This is a genomic window from Rhizobium cerradonense (assembly GCF_030182455.1).
Taxonomy (GTDB): Bacteria; Pseudomonadota; Alphaproteobacteria; order Rhizobiales; family Rhizobiaceae; genus Rhizobium.
Window position 1 is genome coordinate 331,849 of the sequence record NZ_JAQJCK010000004.1, and the last position, 13,150, is coordinate 344,998.

General features: G+C 60.0%; 13 protein-coding genes and 1 tRNA gene. 10 read left to right on the forward strand and 4 right to left on the reverse strand.

Features of this window, described 5'->3' with window-relative positions:
• Window positions 1-21: 21 nt before the first annotated feature.
• Window positions 22-96: transfer RNA gene (locus PH547_RS12190), tRNA-Gly, on the reverse strand.
• A gap of 243 nt (window positions 97-339) precedes the next feature.
• Between PH547_RS12190 and PH547_RS12195 the strand changes: the two genes are divergently transcribed.
• The 4 genes from PH547_RS12195 (at window position 340) to PH547_RS12210 (ending at window position 3,077) form a co-directional block, all read left to right on the forward strand.
• Window positions 340-849 carry a prolyl-tRNA synthetase associated domain-containing protein gene (locus PH547_RS12195; protein ID WP_285168327.1) on the forward strand — a complete coding sequence of 170 codons (510 nt, stop codon included), beginning with the start codon at window positions 340-342 and terminating at the stop codon, window positions 847-849.
• A 159-nt stretch (window positions 850-1,008) separates the two neighbouring features.
• Window positions 1,009-1,986: a thioredoxin gene (gene trxA / locus PH547_RS12200; RefSeq protein ID WP_285168328.1), complete on the forward strand. Its 978-nt coding sequence runs from the start codon at window positions 1,009-1,011 to the stop codon at window positions 1,984-1,986.
• A 232-nt stretch (window positions 1,987-2,218) separates the two neighbouring features.
• The gene (locus PH547_RS12205; protein ID WP_104824687.1) at window positions 2,219-2,878 is read left to right on the forward strand and encodes an LON peptidase substrate-binding domain-containing protein; all 660 of its coding nucleotides are present in this window, start codon (window positions 2,219-2,221) and stop codon (window positions 2,876-2,878) included.
• Between the two features lie 10 nt (window positions 2,879-2,888).
• Window positions 2,889-3,077, forward strand: coding sequence for a Trm112 family protein (locus PH547_RS12210; RefSeq protein WP_028751380.1), 189 nt, complete (start codon window positions 2,889-2,891; stop codon window positions 3,075-3,077).
• 205 nt (window positions 3,078-3,282) lie between these two features.
• On the opposite strand, the gene PH547_RS12215 is transcribed toward PH547_RS12210, so the two are convergent.
• Together PH547_RS12215 and PH547_RS12220 are read right to left on the reverse strand one after the other, a co-directional pair.
• Window positions 3,283-4,029, reverse strand: coding sequence for an SDR family NAD(P)-dependent oxidoreductase (locus PH547_RS12215; protein WP_285168329.1), 747 nt, complete (start codon window positions 4,027-4,029; stop codon window positions 3,283-3,285).
• Window positions 4,030-4,070: 41 nt separating this feature from the next.
• A complete protein-coding gene (locus tag PH547_RS12220; RefSeq protein WP_285168330.1) occupies window positions 4,071-4,463 on the reverse strand; it encodes a DoxX family protein in 393 nt (130 codons plus the stop codon).
• A 155-nt stretch (window positions 4,464-4,618) separates the two neighbouring features.
• Between PH547_RS12220 and PH547_RS12225 the strand changes: the two genes are divergently transcribed.
• Window positions 4,619-4,999: a winged helix-turn-helix transcriptional regulator gene (locus PH547_RS12225; RefSeq protein ID WP_285168331.1), complete on the forward strand. Its 381-nt coding sequence runs from the start codon at window positions 4,619-4,621 to the stop codon at window positions 4,997-4,999.
• A 158-nt stretch (window positions 5,000-5,157) separates the two neighbouring features.
• On the opposite strand, the gene PH547_RS12230 is transcribed toward PH547_RS12225, so the two are convergent.
• Window positions 5,158-6,372 (reverse strand): ubiquinone biosynthesis hydroxylase, encoded by a 1,215-nt coding sequence (locus PH547_RS12230; protein ID WP_285168332.1) that lies wholly within the window; start codon window positions 6,370-6,372, stop codon window positions 5,158-5,160.
• Between the two features lie 83 nt (window positions 6,373-6,455).
• On the opposite strand from PH547_RS12230, the gene tesB reads away from it, so the two are divergent.
• The 5 genes from tesB to PH547_RS12255 all read left to right on the forward strand — a co-directional run bounded on the left by tesB (window position 6,456) and on the right by PH547_RS12255 (window position 13,113).
• Complete coding sequence (gene tesB / locus PH547_RS12235; RefSeq protein ID WP_104824684.1) at window positions 6,456-7,340, forward strand: acyl-CoA thioesterase II; 885 nt, start codon at window positions 6,456-6,458, stop codon at window positions 7,338-7,340.
• Between the two features lie 213 nt (window positions 7,341-7,553).
• Window positions 7,554-7,904, forward strand: coding sequence for a P-II family nitrogen regulator (locus tag PH547_RS12240; protein ID WP_199773498.1), 351 nt, complete (start codon window positions 7,554-7,556; stop codon window positions 7,902-7,904).
• 28 nt (window positions 7,905-7,932) lie between these two features.
• Window positions 7,933-9,375, forward strand: a complete 1,443-nt coding sequence (locus tag PH547_RS12245; protein WP_285168333.1) for an ammonium transporter — start codon at window positions 7,933-7,935, stop codon at window positions 9,373-9,375.
• 277 nt (window positions 9,376-9,652) lie between these two features.
• Window positions 9,653-12,313, forward strand: coding sequence for an FtsK/SpoIIIE family DNA translocase (locus tag PH547_RS12250; protein WP_285168334.1), 2,661 nt, complete (start codon window positions 9,653-9,655; stop codon window positions 12,311-12,313).
• A gap of 134 nt (window positions 12,314-12,447) precedes the next feature.
• Window positions 12,448-13,113, forward strand: a complete 666-nt coding sequence (locus PH547_RS12255; protein ID WP_104825251.1) for an outer-membrane lipoprotein carrier protein LolA — start codon at window positions 12,448-12,450, stop codon at window positions 13,111-13,113.
• Window positions 13,114-13,150 lie beyond the last annotated feature (37 nt).

A 13,150-nucleotide genomic window follows, 5' to 3' on the forward strand; every position in this document is an offset into this window, starting at 1 on the left:
ATCTGATTTTCTTGAGAAAACTGGAGCGGGCGAAGGGATTCGAACCCTCGACCCCAACCTTGGCAAGGTTGTGCTCTACCCCTGAGCTACACCCGCTCATATCCGCAGCCGTCCGGGGTAGTGTGTTGGACCGCTGGGCGTCGTCTTGCGGCGACGGGCGCTATATGGCCTAACCATTTTTCAAATGCAACAGGGAAATGACGAGGTGGCGAAGAAAAATCTGCATTTTTTTCATTGCCCGCCGGAAAGCCCCAGGACGCCGGGCTTTGTCGTCTGGAAGATTGCAAAGGATTTGCGGGCGACGTATCAGGGGCGGAACATTTTTATTGCGAGACGCCCATGACCGACAACAGCCCGAAAACCCGCGACGATCTTTTCCGTTTCCTGGATGGTCTCGGCATTTCCCACAGCACCAAGGATCATGCGCCGGTGTTTACTGTTGCCGAATCGGTGTCGCTGCGCGACGAAATCCCCGGCGGGCATACGAAGAACCTGTTCGTGAAGGACAAGAAGGACAATTTCTTCCTACTGACGGTCGAGGAGAATGCGAGCGTCGATCTGAAGACGGTGCACACGCTGATCGGTGCGGCCAGCAAAGTCTCCTTCGGTAAACCCGAAAAGCTGCTAGAATATCTGGGTGTCGTTCCCGGCGCGGTGACGGCCTTCGGGGCGATCAACGATACAGGCAAGAACGTTACCTTTGTGATCGATGCCGAATTGATGGAGCACGACATCGTCAATTGCCACCCGTTGTCGAACGACGCGACGACCTCGATTGCCAGCGGCGATCTCCTTCGTTTCATGGAGGCGACGGGTCATACGCCGCTAGTCTTGAAAGTGACGGGCTGACATACGATTTTAGCGCTACGATTAGAGCGAGAGGACCTATCTTCGAATTGGCCTGTCGCTTTGGCTATTTCATTGGGCGTGATTTTATCCAAAGGCTGCTTCTTTCCTTTTGGAATCATGCTTTAAAGGGTCCAGGATACCGGCAGGCGGGAGACACTCATGAGCGGTTCAAACAATCCTTATAACGCTTCCTTCGGCGGCCAGATGTCGGCTTCGGCATCCTATGGTGCCGCACCTGTCGCATCCGGCGGCGCTTCGCCCATCAAGGACACCACGACGGCGAATTTCGCGCGGGACGTTATCGAGGAGTCGCGCAACCAGCCGGTGCTGGTGGATTTCTGGGCGCCCTGGTGCGGCCCGTGCAAACAGCTTACGCCGGTTCTGGAAAAGGTCGTCAACGAGGGCAAGGGCCGCGTCAAGCTGGTCAAGATGAACATTGACGATCATCCGGCCATTCCCGGCCAGCTCGGCATCCAGTCGATCCCGGCGGTGATTGCCTTCGTCAACGGCCGTCCGGCCGACGGTTTCATGGGCGCAGTCCCCGAAAGCCAGGTCCGCCAGTTCATCGATCGCCTCGGTGGTCCGGCTGACGGTGCCGGCGATCAGGCGGCAGAGATCGAAGCGATTTTGGAAGAGGCTGCCGGTCTTCTCACCGGAGGCGATATCAATGGCGCCGCCGAGCTGTTCGGCGCGGTGCTGCAGGCCGATCCGGAAAACGCCAAGGCGCTTGCCGGCATGGCAGAGTGCATGATCGCGGCCGGCCAGAGCCAAAGGGCGCGCGAGACGCTGACGGATCTGCCGGAAACGCTTGCCAATGATGCCGGCATCCAGGCCGTGGTGAAGAAGCTCGATCAGATCGAGGAGGCCCGCAAGCTCGGCGATCCCGTGGCGCTCGAACAGGAATTGGCGGTCAATCCGGACAATCACGAGCAGCGCGTCAAACTTGCCAAGATTCGTAATGTCGAGGGCAAGCGCGATGAGGCGGCCGAGCATCTGCTGACGATCATGCGCCGCGACCGCGCTTTCGACGACGATGGCGCGCGCCGTCAGTTGCTACAATTCTTCGAGGTTTGGGGTGCCAAGGATCCGGCGACCATTGCCGCGCGTCGCAAGCTTTCGTCGATCCTGTTTTCCTAAGGCGTCATCTGTCCGGAAGGCACCTGACGCGCCATTCGGGACGTCGCGGTTGCCTCGATTGAACAGGAAAGCGAAATGCTTCGGCGTTTTGCCCGGAAATGCTCTTGTGTTTTCGGGAGAGGGGGTCACATTGTCCTGTGGCGCGGCGTGTGACGGAAGAAGAATGTCCGTTGGGGTATCGTTCTTGCGCGTCTCACAAGGCGCAGCACGGTGATGTAGCGGGACGAAAATCATGCAAGTCGGCAATGCCAGATATCTGAAGCCAAGCGATCTGCCGGATTCGGTGGTTGTCTTTCCTCTGTCCGGTGCTCTGCTTCTGCCGACCGGGCAATTGCCGCTCAATATCTTCGAGCCGCGCTATCTTTCGATGTTCGATGCCGCGATCGCCGGCAACCGGCTGGTTGGCGTCGTGCAGCCGGCGCTCGGCGAGCATCCGGAAACGCCGCATCTTGCGCATGTCGGCTGCCTTGGGCGCATCACCTCCTTCGCCGAGACGGGCGATGGCCGCTATATCGTCTCGCTGACTGGCATCTGCCGCTTCCGGCTGATGGACGAGATCACCGGCCACCATCCCTATCGCAGCTTCCGTATTACGCCCTTCATTTCCGACCTCAAGTCGCGCGACGAGGAGGATACAGTCGATCGTTCGGCGCTCCTGTTGGCCTTCCGGGCCTATCTCGATGCCAACAAGCTGGAGGCGGACTGGGAAAGCGTGGAGCGCGCCAGCAACATGACGCTGGTCAATTCGCTGGCGATGATGGCGCCTTTCGATCCCGCCGAGAAGCAGGCGCTCCTGGAAGCGCCCGACCTGAAGACGCGGGCGGAGACCTTCATCGCCATCATCGAAATCGTACTCGCCCGCTTCGGGGATACCGATTCCGTGATGCAGTAGGAGATTTGCGATGGATATCACGGTCAGCAAGGTGGACCCGAAACTGCTCGATCTCCTCGTCTGCCCCCTCACCAAGGGACGGCTGAGTTACGATCGCGACAAGAACGAGCTGGTGTCGGAAAAGGCGCGGCTCGCCTATCCCATCCGCGATGGCATACCGATCATGCTGATCTCGGAGGCCCGGCGTATAGAGGACTAAGTGCGATTTTCCCTCGGAATCAGGCAGTAAGTGCAACCTCGTTTCTCCGGGATTGGGGCGTTTATGCCACAAGCGGACACTGCTTGACCCGAGTGGCGGCGAGAAGCGCAATACTTTCATATTGCACCTACAGAGAGACCTCTTCATCTGATCGGGATAGATGAAGAGGCATAGCCGTGCGTCACACCTCTGCAGTTGTTGAAGGTCACCGAGCGCTGTCGATGATGGCGCCGCCATCGGGGGTAAGGCTGTATCCCGTAATGAACTGGGAGTCCTTGCTGGCAAGGAACAGGACGACCGGAGCGATGTCATTTTCCGGGGAGCCGAAACGGGCGAGCGCGTTGGTCGGCGGTGGAACATCCTTCGCAGCGGCACCCCAGGTGTCGGCGATAGGCAGGACATTGTTCACCGTGATGTTGTCCGCACCCCACTCGCGTGCGGCGGTCCGGGTGAGCGCACGCACTGCCTCCTTGGCCATGTTGTACGGACCGTAGCCGCCCAATCCGATGGTGGCAGCCATCGAAGCAAAATTGATGACGCGACCTTCTCCGCTTTGCTTCAGATACGGATAGCAAGCCTGCATGAAGCGCAGATATGCGATTGGCCCAGTGTCGAAGTTACGGTGCAATTGCTCGACCGAAAGGTCCAAAATCGATGACAGAACCACGGAACCATCGAAGGCGTTGTTCACGAGAATGTCGATGCGACCGTAAACAGCGACAACCCTATCCACCGCGGCCTTGATCTGGCCGGCTACACTGACATCGCAGACAACGCTGAGTGCAGTGCCACCCGCTCCAAGGATATCCGCGACAACGCTCTCGACGCCTTCGGACGTGCGTGAAAGCACGGCAACCTTGGCGCCTTCAGCCGCAAAGAGTTTTGCCGTGGCGCGGCCAATGCCGCGGCTTGCGCCTGTGACAATGGCAACTTTTCCATCAAGTCGGCTCATATTCATCTCCATCTATTGCCGGGTTTGTGATTGTCTGGATGTCAGCGAAGCGCTGCCTGGAAGTAGGGGGACGACATATCCCGCGCATCGTTCTGTGTGGCGAACGATGTGACCATGAGAACAAGACCGATGACCGCAGGCAGAGCTTCGATCGGCTTGCGAACGCCGATATGTGCCAAAGCCGCCAACGTCAGATGAAAGAAGATGCCGGCATAAGCTAAATCGCTTAAAGGCACACTTATGCGCGACAGAATCGCGACCGGTGCAAGGATTTTGATGATAATCAGGAGCGGCACCAAGTAAGATGCCTTGTATCCCAGGTCCCCAAGGGCCTTCCGAACCCAATCACCTTTTGTCAGGTACATGGTGGCGGAGGTCAAATAAAGCAGGGACAAAAGCGTCGTGCTGATCCAGTATGCGTAGTATTCAGGCATGATCTCTTCCTTGTCGCCGAACGAGCGGCAACATCATTCCGTTTCGATTGTTGGTTAGCGTTGAGGGTCGCTCATTGTTGCGATCCCCGGTGCATAAATAGAAAATGTCGCCTAATATCGATTACTGCAAGTAGGATGAATTACTTGCTGTTAGTATGGAAAAGCAGACTATGGCTGATGAAGAAATCAATATGCACGAGGAAATGCGGCGCGCCTTCGCACTGCTCTCCGGCAAATGGAAGCTCGAAATCATGTGGCTGCTCAATCAACGGATGTACAGATTTGGAGAGCTGCGAAAGGCTATTCCCGGCATCACCCAACACATGCTGACGGCGCAACTTCGCGAGCTCGAAGCCGACGGGCTCGTGTCACGCACGGTCTTTGCGGAGGTTCCTCCACGCGTCGAATATGAGATTACGCAGAAAGCACGCGGTCTTGGCCCCACAATGGAAGCCTTGACGGCCTGGTGGAATGAATACGGAAAGAGTGTTCCGATGAAGTCCGGTGCCCGTGGCCGGAACGCCAGAAATGGTTGAATGACCGTCGAGACGATCGGCTCAAAATAATTCTTGAGCCACCAGTTAAGTAGGATGCCATTTGCCTTGATGACCGCCGTCGGGCCGATAGCGGGCATATCGGTTATCGGCTCAGAGCTGGTCGCTACAGAATTGAGTTTTCTTTAGGCTTTAACCGTTTAAATTGCCTCGCCGGCGAGAAGCCGCGGATTGTCTCTGGCAGCCGTGCCGGCGGCCTGGCCGATGAAGAAGGATTTGAGTTTCGGCAGGCGGTCGACGAGGCCGAGGCCGAAATCGCGGGCGATTCGCACCGGCGTGATGTCGTTGGAAAACAGCCGGTTCAGCACGTCGGTCGTCACCCCCATGCGGAAGGTGTCGAAGCGCCGCCAGGTCTGGTAGCGTTCGAGAATATTGATCGAGCCGATATCGAGGCCAAGGCGGTCGGCTTCAACGACGGTTTCCGCCAATGCCGCAACATCCTTGAAGCCGAGATTGAGGCCCTGCCCGGAGATCGGGTGGATGCCGTGGGCGGCATCGCCGGCGAGTGCAAAGCGCGGTGCGACGAAGTCGCGGGCAAGCGTCAGGCCGAGCGGGAAGGCGCGGCGCTCGCCGACCGCGTGCAGCGCGCCGAGCTTGTGGCCGAAACGGCGCTCCAATTCCTCTTCGAATACCAGATCGTCGGAGGCGACCAGCCGGTCGGCATCTGCGGTGCGCTCGGTCCAGACGAGCGAGGCGCGATTGTTCTTCAGCGGCAGGATGGCGAAGGGACCGGAGGGCAGGAAGTGTTCCTCGGCGCAGCCATTGTGCGGCCGCTCGTGCTCGACGGTCACGACGATGCCGGACTGGCCGTAGTCCCAGCTCACCGTCTTGATTCCAGCCATATCGCGGAGCTTGGAGCGCACGCCATCGCAGGCGACCAGCAGCTTTGTTTCTAGGCCGCTGCCGTCCGAGAGCGTCAGCGTAACGTTGGCATCGCCGGTCTTGAAGTCTGTCGCGCTGACGCCGTGGCGAATCGGAATGCCAAGGCGTTCGCAAGCGCCGCGCAGCGCGCCGACCATGGTGAGGTTCGGGACCATATGGGCGAAGGGCTGACCTTCCGCCACTTCCCCGTCGAAAGTGAGAAAGACTGGCCGCACGGGATCGCTGGTGCGCGAATCGGTGACGATCATGCGGGTGATCGGTTCCGCTTCCGGCTTGATCTCGTCCCAGATGCCGAAGACGTCCAGCATTTTTGAAGCGGCGGCGATGATCGCCGAGGCGCGCATGTCCTTTTTCCAGGCGCTTTCCGGGGCGGCCTCTATGACCATGACGTCAAGATGGGGGGCTGCCTGCTTGACGGCAACCGCGGCGGCGAGACCCACATAACCGCCACCCACTACCAGCATGTCCAACATAGCGCTTCCCCGTGTCCTACTGTCATTTCCTGTTCTATATAGAGCATCCCATTCGTGGTTCCTACCGTCGGAGTTCATGCAAAATGTCGCGCGAGAACGAGAAATTGACCGCCATGCAAGTCGTGCTCGCGACGCTCGATCTCGAAACGATCGAGATGAACCTTTTTCGCGGCAACAGCCCGCAGGTCGGCTGGCAGCGCGTCTTCGGCGGGCAGGTCATCGGCCAGGCGCTGATGGCGGCGCAGCGGACGGTGGCGGACGATCGTTTCGCGCATTCGCTGCACGCCTATTTCATGCTCCCCGGCGATCCCACTGTGCCGATCCTCTACCAGGTCGACCGCCTGCGCGACGGTTCGAGTTTCAATACGCGCCGCGTGCTGGCGATCCAGCACGGCAAGGCGATCTTCGCGATGACGGTTTCCTTCCAGATCGACGAGCCCGGTTTCGAGCATCAAAGCGAGATGCCGCAGGTGCCGGCTCCGGAAGAACTGATGGACGAGGAGCAGATCAAGGAGCGCTATCTCGCCAATGCGCCGGAAAATGTGCGCCGCTATTGGGAGAGGAAGCGGGCGATCGAAATCCGGCCGGTATCGCTCGATCATTATTTCTCCCGTACTGAGCCCAGCCAGCGGCAGGATATCTGGGTTCGCCTGACCGGACCGGTGCCGGATGACCGGCTCTATCGGAATGCAGTGCTGGCCTATCTCTCGGACATGACGCTCATCGACGCAGCGCTTCATGCGCATGGTACGTCGGTTTTCGATCAGGGCCTGCAAGTGGCGAGCCTCGATCATGCCATGTGGTTCCACCGGCCGTTCAAGCTCGACGACTGGTTGCTCTATACCCAGGATAGCCCAAGCGCCTCAGGCGCGCGCGGCTTGGCCCGCGGCAGTCTTTTTACGCGGTCCGGTGTCCTGATTGCGTCGGTGGCGCAGGAAGGTTTGATTCGTAAAAAGGCAAATGATTAAATAATATGCAATTTTTCAAATTTGCATATTATTTGTGCGCGAGGCGCGCTGCGATCTGCCGCTTTATTAGGTGCCTCTCGTAAAGTCATTAAATTTCAAATAGTTATAATAGTGTCACGAATCTGGCACGTCCCTTGAATGTGTACCCTCAGTCGCTGCTGAAACAGTCGTCAGCGGCAAGGAGAGTCGGCTCCGTGCCGAGGGTAACAAAGGATGGGAAACCAGATGAAAATTGTGATGGCCATTATCAAGCCGTTCAAGCTCGATGAGGTCCGTGAGGCCCTCACGGCTGTCGGCATCCAAGGCCTGACTGTGACCGAAGTGAAGGGTTACGGGCGCCAGAAGGGGCACACCGAAATCTATCGTGGCACCGAATATGCCGTCAGCTTCCTGCCGAAGCTGAAGATCGAAGTCGCGGTCGCAACCGAAATCGTCGACAAGGCCGTCGAAGCCATCGCGGCGTCCGCCAAGACGGGTCAGATCGGCGACGGCAAGATTTTTGTCTACTCGATTGACCATGCCGTGCGCATCCGTACGGGCGAAACCGATTCAGACGCGCTGTAAGACACGGCCGATCAGGGAGTTATTTGCAATGACATCTACAAAGCTTTCCTCCACTCTTGCACGGGTAGGCGCGCTTTCTGCGGCCTTGCTCGCGCCGGCGGTTGCCTTTGCGCAGCAAGCCACGACGGCGGCAGCACCGGCCGCCGCTGCCGCAGCACCGGCAATGACCATGGACAAGGGTGACAACACCTGGATGCTAGTTTCCACGGTTCTCGTTCTTCTTATGACGATTCCGGGTCTGGCGCTGTTCTACGGCGGTCTCGTCCGCGCCAAGAACATGCTCTCCGTCCTGATGCAGGTCTTCATGATCACCGCGATGGTCATGATCATCTGGTGCGTCTATGGCTACTCGCTTGCCTTTACCGACGGCGGTTCGCTGAACAGCTTCGTCGGCGGTTTCTCCAAGGCCTTCCTCGCTGGCGTCAGCACCGATCCGAAGGATCTCGTCGAAACCTTCACCAAGGGTGTTGGCATTCCGGAGCTGACCTATGTCTGCTTCCAGATGACCTTTGCCTGCATTACGCCGGCCCTGATCGTCGGCGCCTTCGCCGAGCGCATCAAGTTCTCGGCCGTGATGCTCTTCGTCTTCCTGTGGGTCACGTTCATCTACTTCCCGATCGCTCACATGGTCTGGTTCTGGGGTGGTCCAAGCTCGTACTCGGCTCCGTCGGGCATGGTCTTCGGTTTCGGCGCGATCGACTTCGCGGGCGGCACGGTCGTTCACATCAATGCCGGTATCGCCGGTCTGGTCGGCGCGATCATGCTTGGCAAGCGCACCGGCTACAAGAAGGAGATCATGGCTCCGCATTCGATGACGCTCACCATGGTCGGCGCTTCGCTGCTGTGGGTCGGCTGGTTCGGCTTTAACGCCGGTTCCAACCTCGAAGCCAACAGCTACGCTTCGCTCGCCATGATCAACACCTTCGTTGCCACCGCTGCCGCCGCTCTTTCGTGGTGCGTGGTTGAAACCTTCACCCGCGGCAAGGCTTCGATGCTCGGTGCTGCTTCGGGTGCCGTTGCTGGCCTCGTCGCCGTCACGCCGGCTGCCGGCTTTGCCGGTCCGATGGGCTCCATCGTTCTCGGCCTGCTGGTTTCGCCGATCTGCTACTTCTTCGTCGACGTCGTGAAGAACAAGTTCAACTACGACGACAGCCTCGACGTCTTCGGCGTTCACTGCGTTGGTGGTATTTTCGGCGCCATCGCGACGGGCATCCTGGTCAATCCGGCCCTCGGCGGTGCAGGCATCGTCGACTATTCGACGGCCGACTTCGCAGCCTCCTATCCGGGCACCGCAACCCAGTTGCTCGCTCAGGTGAAGGGTGTTCTCACCACGCTGATCTGGTCGGGCGTCGGTTCGGCGATCCTCTACAAGATCGTCGACGTGATCGTCGGCCTGCGCGTGACGCTGGAAGCAGAGCGCGAAGGTCTCGACCTCGCCTCCCACGGCGAAGCCGCTTACCACAATTCCTAATCTGGGGCTTGCGACGCCGGAACAAAGTTTCCGACGTCGCAGAACATCCCGTCGCGGTTCATTTATCAAAAATGAGCCGCTCTTGGCCCGGACCTCGGTTCGGGCTTTTTTTGTTCGCGCGACCGTCTGCCACGCGCCCATATTTCATTGATTCGCCCGCCGCACCCGCATGGTTAACATGCCATTAACCCTCCTCTGATTAGCTAGGGCCGACGTATTCCGTGAGTTGGCATGAAGCCGATTCGCGTGCTTTTCGACAACGAACGGGCTGGATAATATGGGCAGAAGCAATTCGGCAGCGTTGGGCGGTCCTTCCGGTCGTCTCTCGCTTTCGGGAGTGGTTTGGCGGCAGGTGAGGGGCCTCAGCGGCTTCGCGCTGCTGTTCCTGCTGGCGCTTGCCGTTGCGGCACTGGCGACATGGAACGTCATGGACCCCAGCTATTCCTATGCCACGAGCAACGCGCCGACGAACATACTCGGCTTTTCCGGCGCGGCCTTTGCCGACATCATGATGCAGGCGCTCGGTCTTGCCTCCGTGGTCGCGCTGCTGCCGGTCGTCGCCTGGGCTGTTGCGCTGATTTCCAACCGCAGGATTCATCGTGTGCCGGCTCGTCTCGGCGCCTGGGTCGGCGGGGCTATCGTTGCTGCCGGTTCCATCGCCTGCTTCCCCGCGCCTCCGACCTGGCCGATCCCGAACGGTATCGGCGGCGTTATCGGCGACATCGTTCTGCGCTTCCCCGCTCTTTTCATGGGCACCTATCCGAGCGGCGTCTTCGCCACCGTGTTTGGCTCCATTCTTGCGATTCCCGCGGCTTGGCTGATGCTGTTTGCTGCCGGCGTTCTCGGCCGCAGCCTGCCGGAAGATGAGGAAGACGAAGAGGAATACGAGAACACGCCGAGCCGTGCGCGCAATGTCGGCGACGACGACGAGGATGACGATCGCGGCGGCTTCCTGGCCTTTGGCGCCCTCATGCATGCCTGGTACAATACGCAGGCGCGCCTTCGCCGGCTATTCGGCATGGGGCCGCGCAAGCGCCGCGACCATGCCTTCGATGCGCCCTACGACTTCAATGACGACGAGTTCGGTACGCTGAACGAGCCGGTGCGCGCCAAGGCGCCGGTTGCCCGTGGCGAACGCGTCGAGCCGTCGATGGACGGTCCGGCGCAGCGCCGCGTCGTTTCTCCGCCGTCGATGAGTATCGACGATGACGAGGATGAGGACGACGATCCCTCCTATGAGCGCGAGCTGCCGCGCCCGGCCGGTATTCTGCCGGATGACGAGGAAGACGAATGGGCGGCGCTGCGTCCCGCTTCGCCGAAGGTTCCCGGCGGCCACCGCGTCGTTCCCGCCGCCGCCCGCCCGAAGCCCGGCATCCGCGCCGAGCGCGAGGCGCAAACCTCCTTCATCCGTCCCTATGGTTTCCAGCTTCCGGCCGTGCATCTGCTTGCCGAGCCGAAGACGATCGTGCGTGACGCGACGCTGTCTTCCGATGCGTTGGAGCAGAATGCCCGCATGCTCGAGGGCGTGCTCGAGGACTTCGGCGTCAAGGGTGAGATCATCCATGTCCGGCCCGGCCCGGTCGTCACGCTTTATGAACTGGAGCCCGCGCCGGGCATCAAGTCTTCGCGCGTGATCGGGCTTGCCGACGATATCGCCCGTTCGATGAGCGCCATCGCCGCCCGCGTCGCCGTCGTTCCCGGCCGCAATGCCATCGGTATCGAACTGCCGAATTCCACGCGTGAGACCGTTTACCTGCGCGAGCTCGTCGCCAGCCGTGATTTCGAAAGCTCGAAGGCCAAGCTTGCCATGGCGCTCGGCAAGACGATCGGCGGCGAGCCCGTTATCGCCGATCTCGCCAAGATGCCGCATCTGCTCGTTGCCGGTACCACCGGCTCGGGCAAGTCGGTCGCCATCAACACCATGATCCTGTCGCTGCTCTATCGCATGACGCCGGAACAGTGCCGCCTGATCATGATCGATCCGAAGATGCTCGAACTCTCCGTCTATGACGGCATTCCGCATCTGCTCTCGCCTGTAGTCACCGATCCGAAAAAGGCCGTTGTCGCGCTGAAATGGACCGTCCGCGAGATGGAAGAGCGCTACAAGAAGATGTCGAAGATCGGCGTGCGCAACATCGACGGCTTCAATACCCGCGTCGAGCAGGCCGTCGCCAAGGGCGAAGCGATCAGCCGCACCGTGCAAACCGGCTTCGACCGCCAGACCGGCGAGGCGATCTACGAGACCGAGGAATTCGATCTGAAGCCCATGCCTTACATCGTCGTCATCATCGACGAGATGGCCGACCTGATGATGGTCGCCGGCAAGGATATCGAAGGCGCCGTGCAGCGTCTGGCGCAGATGGCGCGTGCGGCCGGCATCCATGTCATCATGGCGACGCAGCGTCCGTCGGTCGACGTCATCACCGGTACGATCAAGGCGAACTTCCCGACCCGCATCTCCTTCCAGGTCACATCGAAGATCGACAGCCGCACGATCCTCGGCGAACAGGGCGCCGAGCAGCTCCTCGGCATGGGCGACATGCTCTACATGGCCGGCGGCGGGCGCATCCAGCGTGTCCACGGCCCCTTCGTCGCCGACGGCGAGGTGGAAGATATCGTATCCTACTTGAAAACGCAGGGTTCTCCCCAATATCTCGATGCGATCACTGCCGACGATGATGATGACGACGATGGTCACGGTCCGGCGGGTACGGCCAACCTTTCCGACTCGGAGGACCCCTACGACCAAGCCGTGGCGATCGTGCTGCGCGATGGCAAGGCGTCGACCTCCTACATCCAGCGCCGGCTCGGCATCGGCTATAACCGTGCCGCCTCGCTGATCGAGCGTATGGAGCAGGAAGGCTTGATCGGCCCGGCCAACCACGCCGGCAAGCGCGAGATTCTCGTGCCGACGGAAGCGGATGTTCTCGATCGCTGAGGGATCGCGAGCCCGTGTCACATATCCCGAATATGCTTTCGGAGATTTGATCGCGGCCCGTGATCGAGCATGGGCCGCCGCGCCATGAAGACGCCGATTTTGCGCGCCATGGACAAAGCATGAAGGAGAATTCGATGAAAAAGACCGATGCACAGCCCTTGACCAGCCTGAACCTGACCCGCCGTCATTTCCTCGGCGCTGTGCTGGCGGCCGGTGCGGCAAGCGCGGCCCCCGCGTCGGCCTTTGCGCAGTCGCAAGCTGCGGCTGCGACCCTCAATCCCGGCATAGCCCAGGCGATCGCCGATCATTTTTCGTCCATCAAGACCATGAAGGGCGGCTTCCTGCAGATCGGGCCGCGTGGCGACCAGATGAGCGGTGCGTTTTTCATCCAGCGCCCCGGCAAGCTGCGCTTCAACTATGACCCGCCGTCCCGCATGCGCGTCATCTGCGACGGCAACAACGTCCAGGTCATCAACGACCAGACGCGTACGAACAACATGTATCAGCTCTCGAAGACGCCGCTGAGCCTGCTGCTCGCCAACAAGATCGACCTTTCCGCGGACATGGTGCGCAATGTCGATGCACAGCCGGACCTTACCAAGATCACGCTCGGAAACCGCACCGTCTTCGGTGATTCGACCATCGCCATGATCTTCGATTCCAAGACGTACGACCTGCGCCAATGGACGGTCATCGACCCCCAGGGCAAGACCACGGATGTCATCATCAACAATGTGAAGACCAATATTTCCTTCGACGACAGCGTTTTCCGGATCGATTATACCGGCACGAGCCGGTGATCCCCTGCCAGCCATGACGAACGGGGAGAAGAGGTTG

Excerpts from the sequence above, each read along its gene's own strand:
- PH547_RS12195 (WP_285168327.1), top strand. The coding sequence starts at position 340 with ATGACCGACAACAGCCCGAAAACCCGCGACGATCTTTTCCGTTTCCTG.
- trxA (WP_285168328.1), top strand. The coding sequence starts at position 1,009 with ATGAGCGGTTCAAACAATCCTTATAACGCTTCCTTCGGCGGCCAGATG.
- PH547_RS12205 (WP_104824687.1), top strand. The coding sequence starts at position 2,219 with ATGCAAGTCGGCAATGCCAGATATCTGAAGCCAAGCGATCTGCCGGAT.
- PH547_RS12210 (WP_028751380.1), top strand. The coding sequence starts at position 2,889 with ATGGATATCACGGTCAGCAAGGTGGACCCGAAACTGCTCGATCTCCTC.
- PH547_RS12215 (WP_285168329.1), bottom strand. The coding sequence starts at position 4,029 with ATGAGCCGACTTGATGGAAAAGTTGCCATTGTCACAGGCGCAAGCCGC.
- PH547_RS12220 (WP_285168330.1), bottom strand. The coding sequence starts at position 4,463 with ATGCCTGAATACTACGCATACTGGATCAGCACGACGCTTTTGTCCCTG.
- PH547_RS12225 (WP_285168331.1), top strand. The coding sequence starts at position 4,619 with ATGGAAAAGCAGACTATGGCTGATGAAGAAATCAATATGCACGAGGAA.
- PH547_RS12230 (WP_285168332.1), bottom strand. The coding sequence starts at position 6,372 with ATGTTGGACATGCTGGTAGTGGGTGGCGGTTATGTGGGTCTCGCCGCC.
- tesB (WP_104824684.1), top strand. The coding sequence starts at position 6,456 with ATGTCGCGCGAGAACGAGAAATTGACCGCCATGCAAGTCGTGCTCGCG.
- PH547_RS12240 (WP_199773498.1), top strand. The coding sequence starts at position 7,554 with ATGGGAAACCAGATGAAAATTGTGATGGCCATTATCAAGCCGTTCAAG.
- PH547_RS12245 (WP_285168333.1), top strand. The coding sequence starts at position 7,933 with ATGACATCTACAAAGCTTTCCTCCACTCTTGCACGGGTAGGCGCGCTT.
- PH547_RS12250 (WP_285168334.1), top strand. The coding sequence starts at position 9,653 with ATGGGCAGAAGCAATTCGGCAGCGTTGGGCGGTCCTTCCGGTCGTCTC.
- PH547_RS12255 (WP_104825251.1), top strand. The coding sequence starts at position 12,448 with ATGAAAAAGACCGATGCACAGCCCTTGACCAGCCTGAACCTGACCCGC.